Origin of the sequence: Spirosoma oryzicola (assembly GCF_021233055.1) — a bacterium.
In the GTDB taxonomy this organism is placed as follows: Bacteria; Bacteroidota; Bacteroidia; order Cytophagales; family Spirosomataceae; genus Spirosoma; species Spirosoma oryzicola.
The window spans coordinates 2,857,995-2,883,602 of the sequence record NZ_CP089538.1 but is presented as its reverse complement, the minus strand read 5'-3'; the positions used below and the strand labels follow the sequence as shown (position 1 = coordinate 2,883,602).

Here is a 25,608-nt window from a genome sequence, read left to right as displayed (position 1 = left end):
CCAATCACGCGGTTACAAGGTGAGATTCAGGCCAAACTGAGCCGTCCGGGGCTGTGGTGGCGTACCCAGATCGTACCCTTGCGTTGTCGGATCGCCGGTGACGTTTACTTCGGGGTCTGGTCCCTGGTAACGGCTCAGCAACCACAGGTTGGAACCGCTGTAATAAATCCGGGCCGATGCGATACCGATTTTACGAAGAATCTCTTTGGGAATCGTGTAGCCAAATACCAGCGAGTTCAGTCGGATAAAGGACCCGTCTTCGACAAAGCGGCTGATCGGGCTGAGGTTGTAATTGTTACCCAGCGTCGTTACGCGGGGAACATCCGTTATATCTCCTTCTTTTTGCCAGCGGTTGAGCTGATTTTTGTTGATGGCCCGCCGGTCGTCGCGCGTTCCGCCCGATTCGTGGAAAAAGCGGTTGTTGTTAAAGACTTTATTCCCGGAGCTGAAATTAAAAAAGACGGACAAGTCGAAGCCTTTGTAAGCGAAGGTGTTGTTCAGGCCACCAAAGAATTTGGGCAATGCACTCCCGTAAAACTGGCGGTCGGCTACGGTAATTTTACCGTCCTTGTTCACGTCCTCGTAAACAGCATCGCCCGTTTTCGGATCAACGTACAACTGTTTGTAGACATAGAATGAGTGGAACGATTGGCCTTCCGCCATGCGCTCGGTGGCATAACTGGCATCAACCGGAATGGACAGTTTCTCGATCCGGTTCACGTTACCAGCAATGTTGAAACTCGTGTTCCACTGAAACCCGTTCCTGTTGATGTTCAACGAATTAATAGCAAATTCGAGGCCCCGGTTGCTGATTTCGCCGTCGTTGCGGTAGATGCTGGCGAAACCTGAGCTTTGGGCCAGCGGCACCTGTAGCAACAGATCGTACGTGTACTTTGAATACGCGTTCAGTTCTAGCCCGATCCGGTTGTTCAGCAACCCAACGTTCAGGCCAATGTTTGCCTGCCGGGTCGTTTCCCACTTCAGCTCCGGATTAGCCAACTGCACGGGCACTGTTCCCGGATTGTCCTGGTAATTGTTCCCCCCGCCCCACAGTCCGCGCGATGCGTAGTTGCCGATGCCGTTCTGATTACCCGTCCAGCCAATGCTGGCGCGTACTTTCAGATCGCTCAAAAAATTCACATCCCGCAGGAAGCTCTCTTGTTTGAGTTGCCAGGCAACCCCCGCCGACGGGAAATAGCCCCAGCGATGACCTACCGCGAACTTCGACGAAGCATCGGCCCGCAGGCTGGCCTCCAGGAAGTATTTTTTGGCAAAATTATAATCGACCCGGCCGAAGAAAGACACCAAATTGTACTCATTCCGGTTCGATGACGACGTCGTTACCGAAGCCGACGCGATCTGTTTAAAGGCATCCGACGGAAAATTCGTACCCTGGCCCAGCGTTTGCGTTGACACATTCCCCTGGAACGTATTCCCAACCAACGCGCCGAAACTATGCTGACTACCAAACGTTTGTCGGTACGAAAGTGTCTGTTCGTTGATCCAGATTGTGTTCTTACTAACGCTCGACGTGGCTAGTCCTTTGCTGGCGCTGCCCCGGTTGGTCAGGGTGTTCCAATATTCGTATTCGTTGTAATCGTTGTAATCGATGCTCCAGCTACTACGCAGTTTCAGCCCGCTTAAAATGTCGTACTCGCCGTAGATGTTACCGATGTACCGGCTACTGGTCGAGTGCATATCGGTATTGTTGATCAGCACATCCAGGTTATCAAAGCCCGCCCACTTTGCGTAGGTGCCGTCAGTGTTGAACTTGGGTAAGTAGGTAGGCGTATGCAAAGCGGCCTGTAAAATTCCACCCTGAGGGCCATCACCAACCCGGGCGTTGGTCCGGTTGGATTGCGACAGGATGTTGCTCGTTCCAATGCGAATTTTATCGGTAATATCCTGATCCAGATTTAGTTTAAAACTGGCGCGGGCGAAATCGTTGGTTCGTAGCGTAGCCTGTTGACTGGTATACCCGCCACCGATGTAAAACCGAGTTTGCTTCGTACCACCCGACACGGCGAGGTCGTAATTCTGAAGCGCACCGGTCCGGAAAATATCGCCTAAACGGTCGTAGGTAGGTTGTTCTTCCGGCAGACCGCGCCCTCCTTCGGAAACTGGGCGAAACGGACGAGTAGATGCCGGCTTACCGTCGTTAATCCAAGCTTCGTTGATGATCGTTGCGTGCTCGGGACCCGTTACTAAGTCCCAAAGTTTAGGGGCCCAGGCCTGCCCAACGGATGTATTCAGGGACACCTTGGTTTTGCTGTTGTAGCTTCCCCGTTTGGTCGTGATCAGGACAACACCATTGGCCGCTCTGGCTCCGTAGATGGCCGTCGCTTCCGCATCTTTCAGAATCGAAATGGATTCAATATCAGCGGGGTTAATATCGGCCAGCGGATTGTTGGACTGGCCCTGGGTCGTGATTTTTTGCAACGACTGGTTGTTGACAAATACACCGTCAACCACGTAAAGCGGGTCGTTGCTTGCATTGATCGAGGTTGTTCCCCGGATGCGGAAGAAAATACCATCACCGGGCACACCCGTGTTGGCCGCTACCTGCACACCAGCCGCCCGCCCCTGCAACTGCTGGTCGAAACTGGCGACCGGACGATTCTTGATTTCATCGGCATTGACCTGCGTGACCGAACCGACCAGATTCCTACGATCCTGGGTACCATAGCCCACAACCACCACTTCATTCAGTTGAGACGTTGATTCGCGGAGCGTTATGGTCAGCGGAGCACTACCGCTAACGGCCAGTGTTGCCGTTTGATAGCCGATGGCGGAGACAACAAGTTGATCACCCGAACGGGCATCCAGGTTAAAACGGCCATCCGCATCGGTCGTCGCCCCTTTTGTTTGGCTTTTAACAACCACGTTCGCGCCGGGTAAAGGTTCACCGTTCTCGGTCCTAACGGTGCCGTTTATGCGTGATCCGGTTGATTGTGCCAGCAACCATCCGCAAGAGAATAGCCAGACTACTCCTGCAAATAAAAGTTTTTGCATTACTTTGTATTGGTTATGTGAAAAAGTGAGGCCGGTCCGACGCTTCGGTTGCCAGAGCCTTATTGTTAGCCAGTCGAAACGGTTGCCGCCGTTTCGACTTTTTTTTGCGCTCTATAATTCAGTTGCCGCTGAATTACGAACCACAGGTTACCGGTGCTACGGCACCAATAAATTATCTATCTACACATGTGGGATTGATTATGTTGGTTTATAAGAAGCGATACATCTCGATTTTGAACGCAATTGGTTGACGTATTAATAATTATATCTATAGAATTTATAGATTATAACCCATTACTTACATTTACTCATCGGTGAACATCATTGATTAGATAGCGTGACGACAGGTGTATTGAACCACTCAACCTATCCAGATAAGGTTGCTACAGACAAACCTGGATAGTGCTACAGTTAATAGACGGGCAAAGTTGGGTAGCCGATTTTATTTTTGCAAGTGCTTTGTAAAAAAATGATTATCAATCAATTAGCTAGTAGTCTATCGGGATATAGGGTTATTAGAAGAGAGCGGATGCTAATCCGTTAAGAATCATTCGGTCTGCCACTGGCAAGCTAATGTGGGGTGTAGCGATAAACTCGCTTAAATACGATTAATAAAATTGGCAAGGTTGGCTTGGGCTTGATGCAAGCCTGCTAGTGCGGCTCCGTGTTCCTGCTGACGTCGTAACGCCTGGGCCACAGCGATAATCTGACTCCCCAATCGACCCTGCTCTTCAATGCTCATCCGGTTGTATTGCTGTTGCCGATTCGTTTCCCACGAAAACAGTTCTGTCTTGGCATCATAAACGCCAATCGGAATGCCGATTTGCCCTACTGAGATATGTTGTAACAGGCCAATCGCTTCATTCTGAGATGTACAGTAGAGCTGTTGGTATTGACCATCTTTAGCGTAAATAAGCGAAAAGCGGCTCATCAGGTAATTTACAATCTAATTGTTAAGGAGTTACAGTAAAAAATATAAATTCTCTAGAGTCTGGTAGACATATCAATTCATCGGGGCTGTTGACCGCAGTTAGTTATGAGCCATATCGACCAGCACGGTAATTGATTAAAAAAAACGGGCCGCCCTCTAGGCAGCCCATTTAAACAAATACCTAACCTAAGAAATTAATGATGCAAGATACTACAAAAAACTTATAGTTAACGATTTTTATATAAAATAAACAAAACAATTACTTTACTATAATATGCATTAACAAATAGAATGATCATTGATTCAGTATAAACCAAATTTAGCTTGCCCCTTTATTCAGAAAAGAAAGCCGGGAAGTCTATGAAATTACGGATTCCTGGAGGAATAAGTACGATGCATTTCAAGCTCGTGCCCAAAGCCCCCGAACGTTGTTGCCCCTATCGCTGCCTTATTGACTTTCGACAGCCAGCCGTTTAGCGGCAGTAAAGCGGACGCTTTTTGTTAGCTCCTTCCCATAATTTTTAACCTAATCTACAATTTGCGGTTTATAGGGAGAAATCTGTAATCTACTCCAATGGCAAGACTTAAAAAAAACCTTCAGCCAATCAGTCATGAACCGGTTGGCCAAGCCGGTCAGGCTCATGATGTGTTTGCTCTTGAGAATGTTACTCAGCTACGGGAAGCTGTAGACCAGGCAGTTTATGGGGATTCTGAAGAGACCGAGCCGAATGATCCACAGCGTGTTCATACTGTTGAAGGACTAACGACGTTAGGGCAAATGGGACTCTTGACGGAGATGGACCTGGACGAAGCGAAGAAAGGGTATTTGTAGGTACCACCGGCTGGTCAAGTGTTTTCAGACCGCTCTATGTTGCCAAGGTACTGCAAGCAAATGAATTTTCAGCCCGTACGCGTACTCCTTGCAAGCTCATATCTTCCCGGCTAGACGCATTATAAAGTTTGAATTTGTTGTGTTACCCAGCAACTACAGCCACTGTCGAGGACGGCCAGTGGTTGCTGGGTAACATGACCTGATCTAGCTTAACAGATTTTAATGGGCTAGGTACGGGTAGAATGTGCTTTTTATCCTGTTTCTTGGGAGCTGTTTACTAATTTTAAACGTAGTTTCATCGTATACCGCCAAAAGCCCTAATCGTACCCGCCATTTCGCTGCCTATGCTAACAACTTGCCCCCGCGTCTGGATTGTTGATGATGATACCGATGATCAGTACCTGTTCGAAATTGCGTTTAAGCGGCTTGTTCCCCCCGTTGAGATTAAGCTTCTCGACGATGGAGAAGAGTTGATTCCCGCGCTTATGCAAACGTCGGACCTGCCCAATCTGATCATTCTGGATCTGAACATGCCCCGGCTCAATGGCTTCGAAACGCTCAAGCAACTTCGTCAAACCCCACCCTACCAACACGTACCCGTCATTGTACTGACCACCTCTTCGCATCGGGAAGATCAGGAAAAAGCCGCCCGACTAGGTGCCAATGGTTTTCTGACAAAGCCACCCTCCATGGACTTGTTATTGGTCTTGTTTGGTCAACTGGTACAGGACTGGGAGTTGAGTTGATTCGGTTACCAGGGTCCGCTTAAAAAGTTTTCGATCATGGTAGTTGCCTACAAGCTACCTTCGTTCGATGTTTATCACTCAACGAAATGGCAATGCGAACCGATCAGCGTGCTAACGTCATGCTAATCGATGACGACGAGGACGATTACTATCTACTCAATCAGGCATTCGGGAATTACTCGAAGCAAGTTACTCTTTCGCACCAGCAGACGGTTACCGAGCTATTGGAATCGCTGTTGCACTTAGACTCGTTACCAGACCTTATTCTGCTGGATTTCAATATTCCCCCGAGTAACGCCCTGGATGTACTAGCGGTTCTGAAACAGGATTCTCGCACCAACATGATTCCGGTTATTGTCTGGTCAGGTTCCCTGGAGAAGGGGCAAATCACCCAATGCTATCAGGCAGGAGCTAACTCCGTATTACTCAAATCCCCTAGCCTATCTGGCCTGGTACACATCGTTCGTCAATTGTGCGAATACTGGTTTGAAGCAAGTCAGCTCCCTTCTTAAGTTAAATCAGTTAACGACAGGGTAGCCAGTTTTTTTAGCTTTCCACGGGGAAGCTTTGTGCGCTGAACGAGGCCATACCAAGCGTATGACGAACCTGGTTGATGCGTCGGTGAGCGATCTCAATGTGCTGGCCTGTACTCATCACTATCCATGCCTGCTTGGCTTTGGTCTGTTCAAAGCGAACAATGTGTTTAGGATTGATGAGTACCGATTTATGGACGCGAACAAATGCAGGTAGCTTCGCTTCAAAACCTTTCAGGGTCTGAGAAGCCAGATAAGAGTGGCTATCAATAAAGTGTAATCGGGCGTAATTACCGTCGCCTTCAATCCACACGATCGAACTATTAACTATGGGTTTATCTAATCCAGCTACTTTTAGCGTAGTCATGCACAAACGTTGATGATAAAATGTACAGTTTGGGCATGGGCCAGTAAGTCAGTTGAGAAGTGATGTGTTATACTTACTTATACGTTCAGCGAAGGAAACTGGATTTGTCAGCCGAATAATAATTGCGACAAAAGAGCGACCGCTTCACCGTACATAAAACAGCAGGCCCCCTACGCTTGGGGGCCTGCTGTTTTATGGTAGACATCACTGTTTATCGTTCGACCGCCGTAATAAGCAGATCGTGTCCTTTCGTATTCAGTTCCCAGTCATTGTGCTGCGGATTCCATTTAAACATTAACTCTCGCTCGCACGGATTCCCGTAATCGTTGGTCACGGGAAATTTTACAGCGTGGAGATTGTTCTCCTGTGGTTGTTCAGGCAGACTACTAAAAGCGTTCACTAACTCATCAAGGCTGACTTGCAGATTTTGCAGGGGCTGTGTGTTCATCTTCATAGCAATACTGTTTAAAGGTATGTTCACCTTATAAACCCCGTAAAGCTCCGGTAGTTTAAAGACTGGTTATCAATATCCGTTGGGCAAGCCGGTAAGCTACCGTTTCGTTCAGTACAATCGTACAGCGATCCGTCACGCGTAGGTAAGAATAGCCTACGCAGTGAGCCTGACGAACCAGAACTTTATATTTATCCGTAAATTGCGCCAATACAAACTCGGTAATGTGCTTATCGGCTACTTTCAACGTTCAATCGGTTGCTTGTTAGCGCTGATGGATAAATTGCACAACAACAAGCCATTTTACCAGCCTTATCGTACCTTAGACAACCTCAGTTTATAAAAAAGTGCTTTTCGCTGCATGAATACCACCGTTGCTTTAGTGATTTTGATTGCCTATTTCGGCATGTTGATCGCGGTATCCTTCTATACTGCCAGGGGAGCTGATACCAACACCTTTTTTACCGCCAACCGGCAGTCGCCCTGGTGGCTGGTTGCGTTCGGCATGATTGGCACTTCGCTGTCAGGTGTTACGTTTATATCGGTACCGGGAGCCGTGGGTAAAATCGGCTTTTCGTATTTTCAGGTTGTACTCGGATACATCATCGGCTACTTCGTCATCGGCTCGGTACTCATGCCGCTCTACTACCGATTAAACCTGATCTCTATTTACGGCTACCTCGAAAAGCGCTTTGGCTTCTGGTCGTACAAGACTGGAGCAGGCTTTTTTCTGCTATCCCGAACGGTGGGTTCTGCCGTCCGGCTTTACGTTGCCGCTGGGGTGTTGCAAATCGCCTTGTTCAGTCCGCTGGGCGTTCCATTTGAGGTCTCCGTGCTGATCACCATTGGTCTGATCTGGATATACACGTTCAAAGGTGGCGTTAAAACGATTATTGTCACGGACACGCTTCAAACGTTATTCTTAATCACCGCCGTTATCCTGACGATTTTTCTGATTTCTAAAGAACTGAACTTATCCTTCGGTGGCCTGATAAAAACGGTCAGTGACAGCCCGATGTCGCAGGTTTTTTACTGGGAAGGCAATGATTCCAAAAACTTCTTCAAACAATTTATTTCGGGTGCCTTTATCGCCATCGTGATGACGGGTCTGGATCAGGATTTGATGCAGAAAAACCTGACGTGCAAAAACATCGGGGAAGCCCAGAAGAACATGTTCTGGTTTACCGTTACGCTCGTGATCGTTAATTTTCTATTCCTTAGTTTAGGGGTTTTACTGTATCAGTATGCGCAGAAAGAAGGCATCGCGATTCCAGCCCGTACCGACGATTTATACCCGTTGCTGGCCCTGAATCATCTTGGTTTAGTGGTTGCAATTACGTTCCTACTTGGGATCACGGCGGCTACCTACGCCAGTGCCGACTCCGCCCTGACGGCCCTTACAACCTCGTTCTGCGTTGATTTTATGAACGTTGAGAAACGGTCGGAGTCCGACCGTTCCCGGATTAAGCACATTGTCCACATCGGCTTTTCACTGCTTTTTTACGTTGTCATTATTGTTTTCCGCCAACTAAACAGCAAAGAAGTAATCACCGCTGTATTCGATATTGCGGGTTATACGTACGGGCCACTGCTTGGCTTGTATGCGTTCGGTATTTTCAGCAAACGCCCGGTTATTGATCGTTTTGTACCGTTCATTTGCCTGGCTTCACCCGTATTCACGTACATTGTCAATGAAAATTCAGCGGCCTGGTTTGGCGGCTATCAGTTTGGGTTCGAGCGTTTACTGCTCAATGGGTTATTTACCTTCGTCAGCTTACTGGCGGTATCCAAACCGGTCAAAAAAGAAGAGCCAGTAATCGTATAACTTGCAACGCCTTTCCTTTTTACGTTATGAAATGTATTAGTAGTTTTTTTCTTTTACTCGTAGCCACGCAGGCATCGGTGCTGGCTCAGTTTCGTTTCTCGCCCGAAAAGCCGCAGGTTGGTCAAACCGTTTCCTTTACCTATACGCCACAGGCCACCCCGCTGGCGACGGACAGCACACTCGAAGGACGGTTTGTGTATTATGGCGCACCAACAGCCATGCACCTGAGTCGTCCGACAACCGCTGCGCTTACGCGGCAGGGCAATGTGTTTGTTGGGCAGGTACTGATTCCGTTGAAAGGGGTAACGGGCGCGATGCTGGCCTTTCGCAATAGCAAACAACCTCAACGCATCGACCTGAACAAGGGCCAGTTGTACGTGATTCCGGTTTACGACGCCACGGGTCAGACCGTTCCGCACGCTATCGCGGGACAATCGTCGGTTTTTACCCGTAGTCATTTTCTGTACGAACTGGGTAGTCGTCCTGATCAGAACCGGGTGGTTTCGTTGTACGCGCAGGAGTTTCAGGCCAACCCTACCCTTTATCCGATGTACTGGTCGGATTATCTGGCCTCCCAAATCAAGCAGAAAAAACCCGGTTACGGCCCGAAAGTAAAGCTGGGTATCGAAACGTATCTGGCATCCCGACCGGCTCCTACGGCGGCAGAGCTAACAGCGGGCGCTCAGCTATACGAAAACATGGGCGACTTCCCCAAAGCCAACGCCCTGCGCGAACGCATGAAATCGCTCGATCCCGCCGGATCACTTGTACAACGAGATCGGGCCACCGCAGTTCGAAATGAAACGGATTGGACTCGCAAAAAACTGGCATACCAGACTTATCAGAAGGAATTTCCGAACGCATCCTACCTGCCTCCGCTAACCGTTATGATGACGGACGGTTACTTCAAAAACAACGATATCCGCGGTTTGGTCGCTTTTGTCGAGCAGCAACCCGTAGCGCATACCGACGTACTGATGCTGAACACAATGGCCTTCCAACTAGCCGACGAACGGCGATCCCTGCCGGAAGCCGAGCAGTTGATCAAGCGGGCCATGATGATCCAGAAAACACAGCCGAAATCTGGCAACGGTGACGACCGGCAACGGCAGTTGATGAATACCTACGCCCGCGTACTGGAGCAGCAGGGTAAATACGCCGAAGCGTACACAGCCTATCAGGACGTTATCAATCCGAATGCCATAGAAGACAGCGACCCACGGCTCAACGAACGGTATTTCCTATGCGCGCTTCAGGCTAACCATGCCGCTGATGCTCAGGCGCTAACCGAATCCGCTATCCGGGTTGGGAAAGCTACCCCCCGGCTGAAAACCGTTTTTCGGGACTGGTACGCTAAACAATCCGGCAACACAGTCGCCAAAGCCGATACGTACCTGACCGAACTGGAAGCCGACCTACGGGCCGATCAGACGGACGAACTCCGGGACATCCTTATCAACGAGCCCGCCCCCGCTTTCTCGATGACCGATTTGCAGGGTCGGACCATTTCGTCGGCTTCGCTGCGCGGCAAGGTGATCGTACTGGATTTCTGGGCAACCTGGTGTGGTCCTTGCATCGCATCGTTCCCGGCTATGAAACAGGCGCAATCGAAGTTTGAGAATGACTCCAAGGTGCAGTTTTTGTTTGTCAATACCCGTGAAGGCGGTCCTTTACAGCGGGTACACAACTTTATGAACCGGCAACCGTATGGTTCTTACGGCTTTACGGTACCGATTGACGCTAGTCAGCGCGTGTCGCGGGCGTACAAAGTGCAGGGTATTCCAACCAAGGTCGTTATTGATCCGAAAGGTCGTGTACGCTACCGCCAGATTGGCTACTCCGGCGACCCGGAAACCACCGTGAATGAATTGACGCTGGTCGTAGAGATGTTAAAAGACGAAAAGTAATAGCAACGAGTTAACAGGTTTAACTCACCCGAAAGTAGCCATCATTCCGAATGACCATCCGACTTGCCACCCCTGCCGATCTTCCGGCTTTATTAACGCTTTTAAAAAAGGTAATTCCACTCATGCGCGAAGCGGGCAATTTGCAGTGGGACGACCATTACCCCAACGTAACCGTTTTTCGTGAAGACATCAGCAAGGAGCAATTGTGGGTTGCTGACGTGGATGGCCAACTGGCTGGCGTAGCCGCCCTAACCGAAGACCAGGAGCCCGAATACGCACAGGTCGGTTTCGACCTCAGCCAGCGCGCCATTGTCACGCATCGTCTCGCCGTTGATCCCGCTTTTCGCGGTCAGGGGGTGGCAGCCGCTTTACTGGCTCAGGCCGAACAGATTGCAAAGGAACGCTCCGTTAGTTTTCTGCGAATTGATACAAACTCCGAAAATCAGGTAACCCAAAAGTTATTTCCCAAATTAGGCTACCGGTACGCTGGTGAAATCACCTTAAGCTTTCGGCCAGGATTACGATTCCTGGCCTACGAGAAAGCCCTATAGTCGGAAAAGTGCTTCAGGCAATGGACAGAAAAATTAGCCCTGACCTTCTTGCTTACTGGCGCGATTAGCCTGCTTAATGCTTTGTTCGATCATGTCCCACTGCTCGTTGGTCACTTGCTCTAGGTGGTTAAACTCACCGGCAGCCAGCACTTCCCCCCCATCAATGGTAATGGTTTCGCCGGTGACGTAGCCCGAATAATCCGACAGTAAGTAAGCCGCCAGATTGGCTAATTCGCCGTGTTCGCCAACCCGTTTTAGTGGGATACGGCTCGTCGGATCCATGATACTGGCTAAGGGTTCGGGAAACAACCGGTCCCACGCCCCTTTGGTCGGGAATGGCCCCGGAGCAATGGCGTTAAGCCGAATACCGTACTTCCCCCATTCAGCAGCCAGCGATTTGGTCATAATCAAGGCGCCCCCTTTCGCTACCGCCGAGGGAACGACGTAGCCTGAACCAGTTGTCGCGTAGGTAGTCGCGATGTTCAGCACGGTACCCGGTATTTTGTTATCGATCCAGTATTTGCCCACCGCCAGGGTGAAATAATACGTACCCCGAAGCACGATATCAACAATCGTATCAAATGCTTTGTAGGACAAGCGTTCGGTAGGGCTGATAAAGTTACCAGCTGAGTTGTTCAGAAGCCCGTCGATTCGACCAAATTTCTCGATAGTCCGTTCGATTACGTGTTCAATCTCTGCCGGTTTGCGCACGTCGCAGGCTACAGCCAGGACTTGACCGTTCGTTTCGTTCATCAGCTCCTGCGCGGTCTCGTCGAGAACAGCTTGCCGACGGCTACAGATGGTAACCGAGGCTCCTAACTGTAATAAATACCGGCTTATGGACTTACCGAGCCCGGTTCCGCCACCCGTCACAATAATGGTTTTTCCCTGCATGGCTCCATCGCGGAGCATTCCTGTTGTGTTCATATCAGCTAAGTGAAAGAGCATTTCAGTGAACGAGTCACTCGTTAGTAGCCCCGGTTTGTTTTCTTGTTAAACTCCGCCTTGCGTTTTTCCATCGTAGCCTGAATAGCTTCGCTGAAATCATCGGATTGCAGCTGTGATGAATTCCAGACGGCAACGTATTGCAGCCCGTCTTCGATGGATTTGTTCAGGCTATAATTAAGTACACGCTTGGCTCCCTGCACGGCCGTCGCCGGATTATCGGCAATCTGCCGGGCTAGCTGATTAGCCGCCTGAAAAAGCGCGTCGGGCGTATCATACACGTGATTGACCAAACCAATACGCTCGGCAAAAGCGGCATCATAGTCAGCCCCCGTAAACGCCATTTCTCGCGTAAACCCCTGCCCGATGATAGGAGGCAGAAACTGTAACCCACCAATATCGGGTGTGATCGCCAGTTTGGTTTCGCGCAGACTAAACCTGGCTTCGCGGGAACAAAGTCGAATATCAGCAGCCGCAATCATGTTAACCCCTCCCCCGATGCACCAACCGTGTACAGCCGCAATAACGGGTTTGGGCGATTCGTGCATCTTCTGAAAACCGGACTGCATGTGGCGGATCTGCGCCATTAGCTCGCTACGCTGGTGAGCCACTACCGCACCCGTTGTCATGGCTGCCAGTCTTGGTATCATGTGGGGCAGATTTAAACCATAGCTGTAATGGTCGCCACTACCCCGAACAATAACGCAACGAATGTCGGCCATGCCGTTGATGGCATCCATTGCTTTGGGAAACTCCTCTCAAAACTCGGGGCCCATCGCATTGCCTTTTCCGGGACCTAACAAAGTAACCGTCATGATACCGTCAGCAGCGGTAAGAGACAAAGACTGATACGTCGTTTCCATAGCGATAGTATGCTTGCATACAATTGTCGTAAAGGTAGCATAATTACGGAAAATCGAACACGCTACAAGGAAGCTCGTTCGCTTTTAGAAACTACCTTTTACAGCTGATCATGGAGCGCATTAATGGTGTATGCCCGTCGCTTATCGGGTGGAGTGGCGACTCACTTTCCTCAAATTCTATAGATTCAATAACCGCACTTAATGACTTACCTACCTTTTGGTAGTCATAAGTAAAACAGCTTCTTGGCGTAAGCGAATACAATTTTTGATGATTTTATAACTACTGTGTAGCCCGAATAAGCCTGTACCATTGTCTCTGGAATACCGCCGTTGTTTTCTGATTGGGGCTTTACAAACACACCTACTACTATGTTTATACTCTTTTTTACGTGCTATTTCCTTCCAATGCTATTCATACTGATGTGTGGGCTATTGACCGACGCCCAGGAAGACACCATGCAGATTGCGGTACCTATAGCGTTTATGCCTGGTGTGAATCTGCTGGCCACCATTGGCTGCCTAAGCGTTACGATTCGTACAACCGTCGATTGGTTTAACCGATAGCCTTTCCGCTTTGATCCATTCAGGGATAAAAACCCGCAGCTTGAGGTCGGCTTGCAAGTCCGTATCATTCAACCCTATAATCAACTTTTTCAGCCGATTGCGTACTGACTATTGGCCTGCGCCCAATTTAGCCCTTTCTTTATGGCTAAATACAAACCTAAGAAACGTTCAGATGAAGAAATGGTTATTTGTAGCGTTCTGCCTGTTGGCAGGGCATGGCTATTCCCAAAAGCGAACATACTCATTGGCCGATATGCCCTTTGAGCTTGATTCCGCATCGGGAGGCATTGTATATCGAGGTATGGTTGAGGTTCCGGGCGTTATGGCTGATCAATTGTATCTGCGGGCCAGGTCATCGCTACAAAATCTATTTCCAAAAGATAATCAGGTCATTAAATCCGCAGACCAGGCCAAAGGACTGGTTACGGGAAAAGGAAGGTTGTTCATTCCTATAACCAACAGCCAAACAGAAGTTCCCAATTCACGAGCGCAGGCTTATTACGAAGTACCGGTTGAGATACAAGTAAAAAATGGCTTGTTTAAGTACCGGATCGCCAGCATCAGCATTGTAAACCGTGGCCTAAAAACCAGCCTTGATCGGGAAGTAAGCAAATCTGCAGCCGATATGCGGCAACGCGTACTTTCTGAATACGAATACCAGCGATCGCTGCGCAGTGTTCAACCGTTTGTTGAGTTGATCAATGCCTTAAAGCAACGGATGATCGCCCGTTCTGATACCCAATAACACTGAAAAGCCTCACCGACAAACAACGCGCTGTTGTTCATGGGTGAGGCTCTCCTAAAACCAGGCTGGCCATGCTAGCCCAGCCCTTACCGTTCCGTTAACTGTTCGCTACCGATCCAGCGTTGGGCGACCTGAAGGGTATAGTCAACAAACGCTTTCGCGGTCCGTTCGTACACGTCATGCCCGACGAAGTTGCCGTTCTCATCCAGGTTCTTATCGGTTTCGTGCGATTCGTATAACTTTGGTGAAACGATTGAGTAGCTGTTGGTAAAGCTAATAATCTTGTTCACCACCGTTGTCATGTCCAGCGCAGGTTGCCGGCCACCCCGACCATTAGAAACGCCGACCATAGCAAAAACCTTGTTATCGAACAGGTGCTTGTAGGCCGGTCCGCCTAATTGATGAATCGTATTGGTGGCTTGTGGCGGAGCCGTCCAGTTGTATTCGGGCATGGCAAAGATCACCAGGTCCGCCGACTCCCAGGCGTCGATCAGTTCGTGCTGAAAAGGCGTGAGCGTCTCCGGCTTAACGGATCCTTGTCCAACATAGGGAATATCGTACTGCTCAAACGTAACGATTGACACCTCGTGCTGTTCATCTGCCGTCAGCAGTTGCCGAACGTAATTGATGAAACGCAGTGAGTTACTGTTTTTACGCGAGGAGGTAGAAATCAAAGCGATTTTCATTGGGGTAGGTTGCTTCGTATGGTTGAGAAACCACCGTGATTAGGGTTTAGTTTCAGCACAGGTTTTGCAACGCATAAGTCCCAAAAAGGGTCTTTGTGTAAATTCACCCGGTTTAACCGAACTGACACGATGAAATCCCTGCTACTCATGCTGCTGGCTACCGGCTTTGCCTACGCCCAGCTCCCCGCCACAACCATCCGGCGCGACTCCCTGCCCGATACTCAGCGGGCAATGCCGACGCTACTACCGGCCAACTCGTTTTACCGACAGCCTACTGACCCCGATAATGTGGTCCGGGCCACCCTGGACAATATGCCAGTCAAAATTCCTGACTCGTCTACCTATTATACCCTGCAACGGTATCGACCCAGCTACCCGCCAGACAAACAAACGCCAATGCCTGGGGAAAGGCATTGGCGCCAGCACGTACCGAAAAAGCCTTAGCGTAACGCTTGAGCCAGGTCGCCAATTAGATCTTCAGCGTGTTCCAGGCCAATGGAGATTCGCAACAGATTCTGTGGTGTTGCGGAATTGGGGCCCTCAACACTGGCGCGGTGCTCGATCAGGCTCTCCACCCCTCCCAAGCTCGTGGCCCTTGTGAACAGTTTTAGCTTACCGATGAATCGCAGGGCTTCGGCGGCTTCTCCCTTGACCTGGACGGACAGCATAGCCCCCGGCGCGTTCATTTGCTGATGAATCAAGGCACGGTCGGGGTGGTTGGCCAAGCCGGGGTAGTGTACTTGCTCGACCGCAGGATGCCCATCCAGAAAATCAGCTATAGCTTGTGCTGTAGCCGTTTGCGCCCGAATCCGGACGCCAAGCGTTTTAATGCCCCGACTAATCAGCCAGCAGTCAAACGGCGACGGTACCGCCCCCGACAAACCCTGCAACATACGAACACGCTGGGCAAATGCATTGTCATGCTTAAAAATCAGCGCTCCTCCCAACACATCGCTATGACCACTGAGGTATTTGGTGGTCGAGTGCATAACCACATCGCAATTGAAGTCGAAAGGGCGTTGCAGAGCGGGCGTCGCCCAGGTATTATCACAAACGCAAATGGCTCCGGCTTCGTGAGCCAGCCGACTTACGGTCAGCAGGTCGGTAATCGACAACATAGGGTTCGAAGGCGTTTCACACCAGACGACACGGGTATTTTCGTGAATCGACTGCTGCACCGCATCAAGATCACTCATATCGACGCGTGTATACGTCAGCCCCCACGGATGAAATACCTGTTCGAGGAGGGCGGGCGTACCGTAATAGGAATCAGCAGATAGTAAGACGTGATCACCCGGCCGCAACGCCTGAAACAGCGTCATGGTAGCGGCCTGTCCCGATCCGAAGGCCATAGCAACCGCCCCCCCTTCAAGCGCGGCCAGTGCTTTCTCCAATGCTTCACGGGTAGGATTGTTAGGACGTGTGTATATGAAGTCAGCCGGTAATTCGTTGGCTTCATCGCGGGCAAACGTGGTAGACAGGTAAATGGGTGGTATGACGGCTCCGGTCGTTGGATCAGGTTGGTGCGTAGCACGGAGAGCAAGGGTGTCGAAATGGATCATACGTGTGTAGGGTTAGCTAATCGGCCTAAAATGGCTCCAGAAGCGGCATGCACAGGGTTAACCATTAAATGACGGCAATCATTCCTCGGCTAGCTCATCAACGCGTCCAAAACCAGACCACAGCCCGTTGCAGTACTTCATCCAATGGACACACTACCGCTTTAAAGCAGAAAAACCCGGCCTGCGCAATACGTGCAGACCGGGTCTTGATAGTAGTAATGGCGGGCTTCAGTTGTGGAGAAGCGGAAGCCATAATTGACTACATATACGACAGAAACGCTTTGCTGGATTTTCTACACGAGCTATATAACCTGATAACCAGCATCTATGACCGCTTTGCTTTCAAGCGTGTCACCAGATTAAGGAGTCACTTTCATTCGATAGAATAATTTAACAAACCCCATATCATAAGCACGGCCAGGGTTCCGTAAGCCATTGCGGCTAAACCCGTCTTGACCCGGCATAGTGTTCCCAAAGGTGTCTGAATGCATTCCTTCAAAAACAGGCCGGACATCGATAACAGCCCGAATACCGACAACATCATTACAATAGACTTCATACAGAACGCAACCAATAATTTATTTTTCGCTAAAACAACCTAAGCAAATATACTTAGGTATTTGCGACATACCAGCTAATATAAATTATTTAATTTCTTAGCATCGCTTCTTTTAGCAGTCCCAGCCTTTTTACATTTTTCTAGACAAAAGACTGGACTATTTGTAATGATTCGATGACTGGATCGTCTTCATTCCTGAAAGTAGGTTTTACGGGCGACAGCATTCAAAATTATTTTCACCAACGATGCAACACACCACTACTAGCTGACCTCTTTGGTTCAACGAGCGAATAAGCGTGCTACCGGGGCACGTTAAACGCTTCTAACAAACACTGACGCTTCAGGTATCTTCCACCTGTCCAAACAACTTCCTTCAACCATATCGATGAAACACCTTCTCACGCTGCTCTTGCTGGGTGCCTGGCTGACTAGTGCCCTGGCGCAAGTGTCTAACCCAGGTAAGCTGACCGGATCGCTTACCGACTCCAGCACCACAAAACCTGTTCCTTTCGCTACCGTAGCGTTAATGGATGGTACCAAACTCGTTACGGGCACCACCACAGACGGCGCTGGCGCGTTTGTTTTACCAAATTTACCGTTAGGCCGATACACCCTTATGCTGTCGTTTGTTGGCTACCGTTCAAAACCGCTGGCCGTAACGCTTACCGACGCCCAGCCAATCCTGCACGTTGGCTCGATCCGAATGATTGCCGAAGGGAAAACATTAAGCGAAGTAACCGTAGCCGGTCAGAAGGCGCTGGTGGAGGACAAAGGCGACCGGCTGGTGTACAACGCCGAAAAAGACATTTCGAACGCTGGCGGTACAGCTGCGGACGTGCTGCGTAAAGTGCCCACGTTAAGCGTTGACCTCGATGGTAATGTGCAGATGCGTGGCAACGGTAATATCAAAGTGCTGATCAACGGGAAGCCTTCGGCCATGATGGCCCGTAACCTCGCCGATGCCCTGCGCCAGATGCCCGCCAATACCATCAAATCTATTGAAGTTATAACCAGCCCAGGGGCTAAATACGATGCCGAAGGGTCCGCAGGCATTATCAATATCATCACCAAAAAAGCACTTCAAGGCTTCAACGGTTCGGCTAATGCCACGGCAGGCAATCTAAACCGGGGAATCGGTACCAGTCTGAACCTAAGAAAGAAAAAATTTGGCTTTTCGCTCTCGGCAAATGGTTACCAGTTTCGCAATCAGCGGCAAATCGAGTCGACTCGCACCGGCTTTACAACAGCCAGTGACGGCAGTCGCCAGCCCGTTTCTATTTTGACCCAACAAAATAGCGCTGACAATACAGGCACCGGTGGCTACGGGGAAATGAGCGCCGAGTATGACCCCGATTCAACCAATCACATCAACTTTTCGGCCAACGTCTGGGGTGGGTACTATCCAAACAATAGCACCGTGTTCAACCGGCTGACCAACCCGTCGGGTGAGGAATTGCAAGCGTTTCGCAACGACATTCGATTCAGCAACCCGTACGGCAATGGCCAACTCGATCTGGGCTATACTAAAACGTTTAAAAAGACGGGACAGGAATTTTCGATTCTGACGCAGTTCAGCCGCATGCCCGATAACTACTTTTACGACACCGACCGGTATAATACCGCCGAGCAGCTTATTTACCGTCAACACAGTACCAATTACAGTCGCAACAAAGAATACACATTCCAGACGGATTACACGCATCCATTCACCATAAACGGACGCCGGGATACCACGACAATTAAACTGGAAGCAGGTCTCAAGGGTATTCTGCGGGATATTGGCAGCGAATACCGCGTGACCCAGTCGCTGGATGGCTTGGGCGAGCTGGTACTGGACTCGACTCAAACAAATGAGTTCAACTACGTCCAAAAGGTTTACTCCGGGTATACGTCATTACGGCTCGACACAAAACGCAAATGGAGTCTTAACGCCGGAGCGCGGTTTGAACATACTGCTATTCAGGGTGATTTTGTTACGACAAAAACAAAGCTGGTCAGTCAGTACAACAATCTGATTCCCAGCATCACCTTGTCCAAAGGCATCAAGGGCCAGACGATCAAGGTTAGCTACACGCAGCGGATACAACGCCCTATGGTGTGGTATCTAAACCCCTGGCTGAACCAGAGCGACCCTAAAAATATTCAGACTGGTAACCCTTACTTAGATCCCGAACTGAGCCACGCCACGGAGCTGTCCTATAACGTCAGCACCAAAAAAGGACTCTCGTTAAACACGGCCTTATACTGGCGATTTACAAACAATGCCATCGAATACCTGGCAACGGTCGATGCTTCGGGGACCTCCCTCACGACCCCTCAGAACATTGCCCAGCGTAAGGCGTATGGCCTCAACACGAACATAACAAGCCAGCCGACAAAAAACTGGAGCCTCAACGGAGGTGTCGATCTACGCTACGTGGATCTGCGCAGCCCGGCTTTGAATCAGGGGAATAGTGGTATTGTATGGAGTACCAATCTGAATACTAGCTACAAACTGCCCAATAATTACACGATTCAGGCAAACGGTAATTTCAACTCGGGCTGGATCAGCTTACAGGGGCAATACACAGGCTTCTACTGGCACAGTATCTCGGCCAAACGGGAGTTTATGAACAAACAGGCTAGCCTGACCCTGGGACTCAACAATCCATTTTACCAGCGCGTGTACCAGACAAACCGGCAATCAGCGCCAACGTTTGAGTCGCAAACCAATTACGCATTCTTTCGCCGTTCCGTACGGTTGACGTTCGAATGGCGGTTTGGCCAAATGAACACGGGTGGCGGTAAAAAAGGAAAGAAGATTAGTAACGACGACAAAGACGGTCGATAACCAGTTCGTCTAAGCGACGACCGGAGCCTCCTGATCCATCTGATGAGACGGTAATTCAGAAAGCCATCGAGCACCATTTTTATCGATGGCTTTTTTTGCCGACTCCAGACTGTGCTTAAGCCCGTAGGTCAGCCCGGTGCGCGTGTTATTGATCGAGTAAGCAACACTTGTTCCTACCTGTTCATAGCTGTCTTCGTGAAAAACACACGTCGGTATAGCCTTTTCTTCAATGATAAACCCTGCGTAATGCATAGCAATTAACGTTAGTACTGTAAAGCTAAATCTAATTTAGCGTGAGTTACCTTACAGGAATAATAAGTTAACAAAATCTTATTAATTGGAACTATATAAAAACTTATAGACAAAATAGCTACTTATTAATCGGTTTATACCACCCAAAGAGTAACTGCGTTCTGTCGTGCTTTGCTCACAGATCCAGCGATAATTGCCCATTCCTGGCTGTCGACCAGTCCTGTAGGCTTGACAGCGCTATACCTAGCAACCGTACACCCTTTTGCACGGGAAGCAAAGAGGTTAGCAATTCATTACTCACCTGTTTGAGCAGCGTGCGATCCGTAATCAGGCTAGGCGTGGTACGGCTGCGGGTAATTTGTTGAAAATCGGCGTACTTGACTTTCAGCGTCACCGTTCGCCCCAACACATTCGTCCGCTGGCAATAGCTCCATACACTGTCCAGTAGTGGTTCGAGGGAATTTTGCAGGTCGGGAGCATCGGTGAGATCCTGCTCGAACGTTGTCTCGGAACCCACTGATTTTCGTACCCGGTCAGGCGTTACCGGGCGGTGATCGACTGCGTTGGCAATGGAATAGTAATGATGACCAACTTTACCGAAGTGCTGGGTCAAAAAAGCTTCGCTTTTCTGGCGCAAATCCGCGCCGGTGAAAATACCCAACTGATTCATTTTTGCTGCGGTAACCCGGCCAACCCCGTGAAACTGCCCAACAGCCAATCCTTCCACAAAGGCTGCGCCCTCAGTGGGTCTGATAACAAATAAGCCATCGGGCTTGCGGTAATCCGATGCCAGCTTAGCCAGAAATTTGTTGTACGACACACCAGCCGAAGCGGTCAGCCCCGTCTCTTGTCGGATCTGCTCTTTGATAGCCTGGGCAATTCGGGTAGCGGACGGATTATTGACTAGGTTGTTGGTTACGTCCAGATACGCTTCATCGAGTGAGAGCGGTTCAATAAGCGGGGTGTACTGGGCAAAAATACCCCGTATCTGCGCCGACACGGCTTTATACACGTCAAAGCGAGGTTTTACAAAAATAAGATCGGGGCATTTTCGAATCGCGATGGACGACGCCATTGCCGAGCGAACCCCGAATTGACGCGCTTCATAACTGGCAGCGGCTACAACACCACGCTGCCGGGAGCCCCCTACCGCAACGGGCTTTCCCCGAAGATGTTCATTGTCCCGTTGCTCGACGGATGCGTAAAAGGCATCCATGTCAATGTGAATTATTTTGCGATTCTGGGACTGATTCAACGTGTTACTGGCCAGGCTAGCTTTTTGCAGCCATCAACGGCTTTATGGTACCGACAAAGCTATCGTTCAAAAGACAAAAAAGCCGGACTTCAATACGAGCCAAGCTTTAAAAAATTCTCTTTTACACTTAGCTAACGGCTTCGTTACGCGCTATGTTTTATAACTACCCGTAAATTTTCATCGACAAGATTTAACGTAAATGGGCGAAATTGACGCGTAAACGGCGTAAGTAACTCAGCAGTACGCTTTCTGACAAACGCTTGCTTGTTGTAAAAGCGATTCCGCATTTTTGAGATGATCCATTCCAATTTCGGCTATGTTAGACCTGGTTATTGACGTGCGTCCGGCTTCGCTGGGCAATGGATTTACGGTAAAGCGCATTCTGCCCTATCAGTTGCGACGGATGCTTGGCCCGTTCATTTTTATGGATCACGGTGGCCCCGTTTCTATTGATCCGAACCAGATAACGAACATGGATGTGTTGCCGCATTCGTACATTGGCCTGTCAACCGTTAGTTATCTGTTTGATGGGCAGGTTACCCACCGTGACAGCCTGGGAGTTCAGCAGCTAATCCGCCCCGGCGAAGTAAACTGGATGACGGCGGGCAGCGGTATTGCGCATTCGGAGCGGTTCGAAGACCCGGCTATGCTGGCTGGCCAAACTTGGGTGGCTCTACCCGAAGCCGATGAAGAAAGTACCCCTACTTTCGACAATTATCACCCCCACGAACTACCCATCTTCACTGATAAAGGAATCTGGATGCGCCTGATTGCGGGCGATGCGTTTGGCCTTCACAACGCTGTTAAAACGCACTCTCCTTTGTTTTATACGCACGTTGTTTTACAAACCGGTACTCGATTTGGCTTACCGACAGGTTTTCCCGAAGACCGGTCCAGACCAGCGGGTACGCCACCCCCGCAGCCTCTTTCCTGATAAACCTAATTGCCCCAACCGGACGACATTATGTATGAGTCGTCCGGTTGGGGCAGTTTTACGACAGTGCGCTATTACTGAACGACAACCGAAAAATCAGTGTCGAGGTCTGAGGAGCCAGGTGTAGCCGTACCGTTCTTGGTATTTGGCTGGTGACGCAATACAACCTTTAATTTTCCCGTCCCGGCAGCGCCCGTTTTCATGTCCGTTGTTAGCCCGATTGGGTAAGGCCCCGGTGCCGGGTTACTATCCTTGTCGGTGATGGTAACAGCCAGTGACGAAGCCGCGCCAGTCGTTGCCGTGTACGTGTATACGAACAAGTGCTCGTTAGCCTTTTCTTTTATCTCTTCCGTAGCATCGAGCGTCGGCGTCTTGGTTTTATCGAGCAGGGTTACTACGCCCGAGTAGGTCGTGTTTGCCTTTAAATTCAACGTTGCTTTGCTGAAATCGGCGGTAGTATTCAGGTTTTCGACGGTAGCGGTGACGACATCACTCGCGTTCGCTTTGTTCGTCAACGTCAGCGTCGCCGTTGTAATCGCTTCGTTGTCGTCCGTTGGGGCTACGTTTTCTTCGTCTTTTTTACAGGCTCCGGCCAACAGCATAACGGGCAACACCATCCACAGGGCTTTTCTCATTAATTGCATAAAGTACGTCAGGTTATAGTGAAACAAAAAATTAGCAAAGACGAAGTCAACTACGCCGATCAAACGACAGAGGTAGTTTTACTTTCAGCATGATGTTGCGTCCGGGCTCATCCGCGAAATAACGGAACCGGTCGAGGTAGTCCCGGTAAGCGCGGTTCAGCAAATTGGTTCCGGTAACGATAATGGTCATGGGTCGCGTCCCCAACCTCCAGGCGAAACCAACTTCTGCACCCACCAGTGAATAAGCGGGTGGCGGGGGAGCAAAATCGCCGGTAAAAATGATCTGCCCGTTTTCCTGCCGCTGCGTAACCGTCGGCACCCGATTTTGCCGGGCTACGTATTGGCTGCTCAGACTGACATACACGTCCGCAATGCGTCGCTGCTTATCGGTAGCAAAATCGTAGCGTAACCCGTTATCAGTGTGGTTCGCCGGAATATAAACCAGGTAATCGTCGTTCGTGTGATCGTAAGCGAACAGCAGTGACGTTTTGGACGTAAACGTCAGCTGATCGGTCAACTTATAGCGAATGGTTGCATCAACACCCCGAAAGGTTGCCCGCACCTGGCTGTACGAATACGCCGGGAAAGCCCCCCGCTGCCGGACGATGGGTACCGAGTCGGGTTTCAGATAAATGTAATTGTTGATCCAGTTGTTGTACAGCCCCAAGTCCGCATACAACCGTTTACCCGTGTATTCAACCGAAACCGTCAGATTATACGCCTGTTCCGGATTCAAATTCGGATTGCCCCGCTCATAAGCCACGGCGCTCTGGTGCAGCCCATCGGAATACAGATCGCTGACCGTGGGGGCGCGCCAGGCCGTACTCAGATTACCCGACAGGGTTAGATTCTGGCTCATCTGATAGGTAGTACCCAACGAACCGGTCAGGTTACGCCAATCGCGGGTACGCGCCGTGGTCAGGTTCGTTCGCTCGTCCAGAAAAAATGCCCGTAGCCAACGGTAATCGTATCGAATGCCGCCTTCTACCGTCCAGCGGTCGCGGGCGTACCGCTCAATGGCAAACAAACCTGCCCCGTAGTTGCGGTAGTTCGGAATCAAAAACAGATACCTTCGGACGTTTCCCTGCGTAATCCCGTTAAAGCCGACCGTTCCCGACCACTGACCACCGTTTGCAGTTTTAACGGGTTGGTGCTCCCACGTCAGATCAACGGTTTGCGTAACGAGTTTCAGGTACAGTTCAGGATCAGTAACGCGGCTAAACGACTGAATATCATACTCGCGCCGAACATTCTGCTGACGGGCAACAACCGCCGTTACCGTACCGAACCGCTCCGACCGGACAAACGCCCGCACTTTCAGCAAATCGTGCTGAACCTGTTGATACGGTCGGCCCAGATCATACGAAAAACCGGGCTGGCTCAGCGGTTCGGGCCGGGCGATAGCGGCATAAAAATCCGTCAGGCTACCGACCTGCGCTCCGGTAAATAAGCCAACTTTCGTATAAAACTGACTGTAAAACACCTCGGCTCCCACGTGCTTACGCGTGTAATTGATCGTTCCCGATAGGTTATTCTCGTGGTAACTACTGTTTTCCAGGTAGTAATTCGGTGTTTTGGCGTACCCGACGCGCTTGAGCGTCCCCTGCAACCGCCAGCTCAGGCCAGTTAGTTTTTTCCCGAATGCCTGTTCAACCAATCCTGAAATCGTTCCCTGCCGACCGTTTGTACCAGCTACCGCGTTCACCTCCCCACCAACACCGGGGATTGTGGGCAACGCTTTAGGCTCGACCAGAATTACCCCGCCAATGGCATCAGAACCGTACCGGATGCTGGCCGCACCCTTGATCACCGTCAGCCGGGACGCCAGAAATGGGTCGATCTGCGGAGCGTGTTCGCTGCCCCACTGCTGATCTTCCTGCCGAACCCCGTTGTTGAGCGTCAAAATTCGGTTGCTGTACAAACCGTGAATAACCGGCTTGGATATAGACGGTCCGGTTTGAATGGAGTATAAGCCGGGCAGCGTTTTCAGACTTTCCCCCAGCGATTGTCCGCGCGATGCGTCGAGGGCATTCCCCGAAAGCTCGGTTTGCACCTGAAGCAGCTGCTGCGCTTCCGAACGACGTTCCGTAACGACCACCTCCTTCAAGGTTTCGTTTTCAGGAGCGAGCGTAATTGTTGGCTGCGTAATCAACGGCTCTGTACCAACGACTACAGAAAGCGTAACCGATTTATAACCAACAAACTGATAGTCAATTGTATAATTTCCTGGACATAACTTCTCCAGGCGAAAACCACCCGTTGAATCAGCCACGGCACCCGTCGTCAGTTCGCGAACATACACGGTGGCTCCCATCAGCGGTTCCCGGTTGTCTTTTCCTATAATTTTCCCACTCAACACCGTCGGGCAGGTTGCCGACTGCGACCATCCCGACGTAATTGTGCTGATGAGCAACCCAGCCAACAAGCCAAGCTTCCTTAAAACACGCATCAGCTCTCTGTCGTCTTAACCAAGTAAACGGTTATTAATGCAACTATGTTGCAATATTAACAAAAAGGTATGACTCTCCACCCATCGTCGGGTGCTTACTGGCTTAAATTTGTTTTTGGCGAAAAATGGCTGGCTTGTTTTCGGGTACTCCGTAGTCAGCAAAAA

The 25,608-nt window shown here is 50.1% G+C and carries 23 protein-coding genes and 1 pseudogene; 11 read left to right on the top strand and 13 right to left on the bottom strand.

Going from position 1 to position 25,608, the window contains the following annotated elements; translation table 11 throughout:
- Nucleotides 1-12: 12 nt before the first annotated feature.
- Both LQ777_RS12200 and LQ777_RS12195 read right to left on the bottom strand, forming a co-directional pair.
- Nucleotides 13-3,012, bottom strand: coding sequence for a SusC/RagA family TonB-linked outer membrane protein (locus tag LQ777_RS12200; protein WP_232558205.1), 3,000 nt, complete (start codon nt 3,010-3,012; stop codon nt 13-15).
- Between the two features lie 598 nt (nt 3,013-3,610).
- Nucleotides 3,611-3,943: a hypothetical protein gene (locus tag LQ777_RS12195; protein WP_232558204.1), complete on the bottom strand. Its 333-nt coding sequence runs from the start codon at nt 3,941-3,943 to the stop codon at nt 3,611-3,613.
- 574 nt (nt 3,944-4,517) lie between these two features.
- Here LQ777_RS12195 and LQ777_RS12190 point away from each other — a divergent pair.
- From LQ777_RS12190 to LQ777_RS12180, 3 genes are all read left to right on the top strand, one after another.
- Entirely contained in the window at nt 4,518-4,775 is a 258-nt protein-coding gene (locus LQ777_RS12190) for a hypothetical protein (protein WP_232558203.1), read from the top strand.
- 344 nt (nt 4,776-5,119) lie between these two features.
- On the top strand, nt 5,120-5,521 hold the full coding sequence (locus LQ777_RS12185; protein ID WP_232558202.1) for a response regulator: 402 nt from the start codon (nt 5,120-5,122) through the stop codon (nt 5,519-5,521).
- 92 nt (nt 5,522-5,613) lie between these two features.
- Complete coding sequence (locus LQ777_RS12180) at nt 5,614-6,033, top strand: response regulator (protein ID WP_232558201.1); 420 nt, start codon at nt 5,614-5,616, stop codon at nt 6,031-6,033.
- 34 nt (nt 6,034-6,067) lie between these two features.
- Here LQ777_RS12180 and LQ777_RS12175 read toward each other — a convergent pair whose 3' ends face one another.
- The 3 genes from LQ777_RS12175 to LQ777_RS12165 form a co-directional block, all read right to left on the bottom strand.
- Complete coding sequence (locus tag LQ777_RS12175) at nt 6,068-6,421, bottom strand: LytR/AlgR family response regulator transcription factor (protein ID WP_232558200.1); 354 nt, start codon at nt 6,419-6,421, stop codon at nt 6,068-6,070.
- 211 nt (nt 6,422-6,632) lie between these two features.
- Nucleotides 6,633-6,875, bottom strand: a complete 243-nt coding sequence (locus LQ777_RS12170; RefSeq protein WP_232558199.1) for a hypothetical protein — start codon at nt 6,873-6,875, stop codon at nt 6,633-6,635.
- Between the two features lie 55 nt (nt 6,876-6,930).
- Nucleotides 6,931-7,119 (bottom strand): hypothetical protein, encoded by a 189-nt coding sequence (locus LQ777_RS12165; RefSeq protein ID WP_232558198.1) that lies wholly within the window; start codon nt 7,117-7,119, stop codon nt 6,931-6,933.
- Nucleotides 7,120-7,233: 114 nt separating this feature from the next.
- Between LQ777_RS12165 and LQ777_RS12160 the strand changes: the two genes are divergently transcribed.
- From LQ777_RS12160 to LQ777_RS12150, 3 genes are read left to right on the top strand one after another with little or no spacing between them, the layout of a single operon-like run.
- Nucleotides 7,234-8,697 (top strand): sodium:solute symporter, encoded by a 1,464-nt coding sequence (locus LQ777_RS12160; protein WP_232558197.1) that lies wholly within the window; start codon nt 7,234-7,236, stop codon nt 8,695-8,697.
- 26 nt (nt 8,698-8,723) lie between these two features.
- Entirely contained in the window at nt 8,724-10,604 is a 1,881-nt protein-coding gene (locus LQ777_RS12155) for a TlpA disulfide reductase family protein (protein ID WP_232558196.1), read from the top strand.
- A gap of 50 nt (nt 10,605-10,654) precedes the next feature.
- Entirely contained in the window at nt 10,655-11,155 is a 501-nt protein-coding gene (locus LQ777_RS12150) for a GNAT family N-acetyltransferase (protein ID WP_232558195.1), read from the top strand.
- Between the two features lie 33 nt (nt 11,156-11,188).
- On the opposite strand, the gene LQ777_RS12145 is transcribed toward LQ777_RS12150, so the two are convergent.
- A complete protein-coding gene (locus LQ777_RS12145; RefSeq protein ID WP_232562840.1) occupies nt 11,189-12,067 on the bottom strand; it encodes an SDR family oxidoreductase in 879 nt (292 codons plus the stop codon).
- 56 nt (nt 12,068-12,123) lie between these two features.
- A complete protein-coding gene (locus LQ777_RS12140) occupies nt 12,124-12,840 on the bottom strand; it encodes an enoyl-CoA hydratase-related protein (RefSeq protein ID WP_232558194.1) in 717 nt (238 codons plus the stop codon).
- Between the two features lie 492 nt (nt 12,841-13,332).
- Between LQ777_RS12140 and LQ777_RS12135 the strand changes: the two genes are divergently transcribed.
- Nucleotides 13,333-13,527, top strand: a complete 195-nt coding sequence (locus LQ777_RS12135) for a hypothetical protein (RefSeq protein WP_232558193.1) — start codon at nt 13,333-13,335, stop codon at nt 13,525-13,527.
- A gap of 172 nt (nt 13,528-13,699) precedes the next feature.
- On the top strand, nt 13,700-14,272 hold the full coding sequence (locus tag LQ777_RS12130; protein ID WP_232558192.1) for a DUF4468 domain-containing protein: 573 nt from the start codon (nt 13,700-13,702) through the stop codon (nt 14,270-14,272).
- Nucleotides 14,273-14,358: 86 nt separating this feature from the next.
- Here the strand turns inward: LQ777_RS12130 and LQ777_RS12125 are convergent, their stop codons facing one another.
- Complete coding sequence (locus tag LQ777_RS12125; RefSeq protein ID WP_232558191.1) at nt 14,359-14,958, bottom strand: NAD(P)H-dependent oxidoreductase; 600 nt, start codon at nt 14,956-14,958, stop codon at nt 14,359-14,361.
- A gap of 129 nt (nt 14,959-15,087) precedes the next feature.
- On the opposite strand from LQ777_RS12125, the gene LQ777_RS12120 reads away from it, so the two are divergent.
- Nucleotides 15,088-15,402: a hypothetical protein gene (locus LQ777_RS12120; RefSeq protein WP_232558190.1), complete on the top strand. Its 315-nt coding sequence runs from the start codon at nt 15,088-15,090 to the stop codon at nt 15,400-15,402.
- Here LQ777_RS12120 and LQ777_RS12115 read toward each other — a convergent pair.
- Entirely contained in the window at nt 15,399-16,517 is a 1,119-nt protein-coding gene (locus tag LQ777_RS12115; RefSeq protein WP_232562839.1) for a trans-sulfuration enzyme family protein, read from the bottom strand. The two genes, LQ777_RS12120 and LQ777_RS12115, sit on opposite strands and share 4 nt — an antisense overlap.
- Before the next feature lie 947 nt (nt 16,518-17,464).
- On the opposite strand from LQ777_RS12115, the gene LQ777_RS12110 reads away from it, so the two are divergent.
- Nucleotides 17,465-19,909 (top strand): TonB-dependent receptor, encoded by a 2,445-nt coding sequence (locus tag LQ777_RS12110; RefSeq protein WP_232558189.1) that lies wholly within the window; start codon nt 17,465-17,467, stop codon nt 19,907-19,909.
- A 9-nt stretch (nt 19,910-19,918) separates the two neighbouring features.
- On the opposite strand, the gene LQ777_RS12105 is transcribed toward LQ777_RS12110, so the two are convergent.
- Nucleotides 19,919-20,161 (bottom strand): hypothetical protein, encoded by a 243-nt coding sequence (locus LQ777_RS12105; RefSeq protein ID WP_232558188.1) that lies wholly within the window; start codon nt 20,159-20,161, stop codon nt 19,919-19,921.
- 175 nt (nt 20,162-20,336) lie between these two features.
- On the bottom strand, nt 20,337-21,377 hold the full coding sequence (dinB, locus tag LQ777_RS12100) for a DNA polymerase IV (protein WP_232558187.1): 1,041 nt from the start codon (nt 21,375-21,377) through the stop codon (nt 20,337-20,339).
- A gap of 355 nt (nt 21,378-21,732) precedes the next feature.
- Here dinB and LQ777_RS12095 point away from each other — a divergent pair.
- Nucleotides 21,733-22,302 (top strand): annotated as a pseudogene (locus tag LQ777_RS12095) (pirin family protein); the annotation flags it as partial.
- Between the two features lie 122 nt (nt 22,303-22,424).
- Here LQ777_RS12095 and LQ777_RS12090 read toward each other — a convergent pair.
- Together LQ777_RS12090 and LQ777_RS12085 are read right to left on the bottom strand one after the other, a co-directional pair.
- Complete coding sequence (locus LQ777_RS12090) at nt 22,425-22,994, bottom strand: hypothetical protein (RefSeq protein WP_232558185.1); 570 nt, start codon at nt 22,992-22,994, stop codon at nt 22,425-22,427.
- Nucleotides 22,995-23,040: 46 nt separating this feature from the next.
- Nucleotides 23,041-25,443 carry a TonB-dependent receptor gene (locus tag LQ777_RS12085; protein ID WP_232558184.1) on the bottom strand — a complete coding sequence of 801 codons (2,403 nt, stop codon included), beginning with the start codon at nt 25,441-25,443 and terminating at the stop codon, nt 23,041-23,043.
- Nucleotides 25,444-25,608 lie beyond the last annotated feature (165 nt).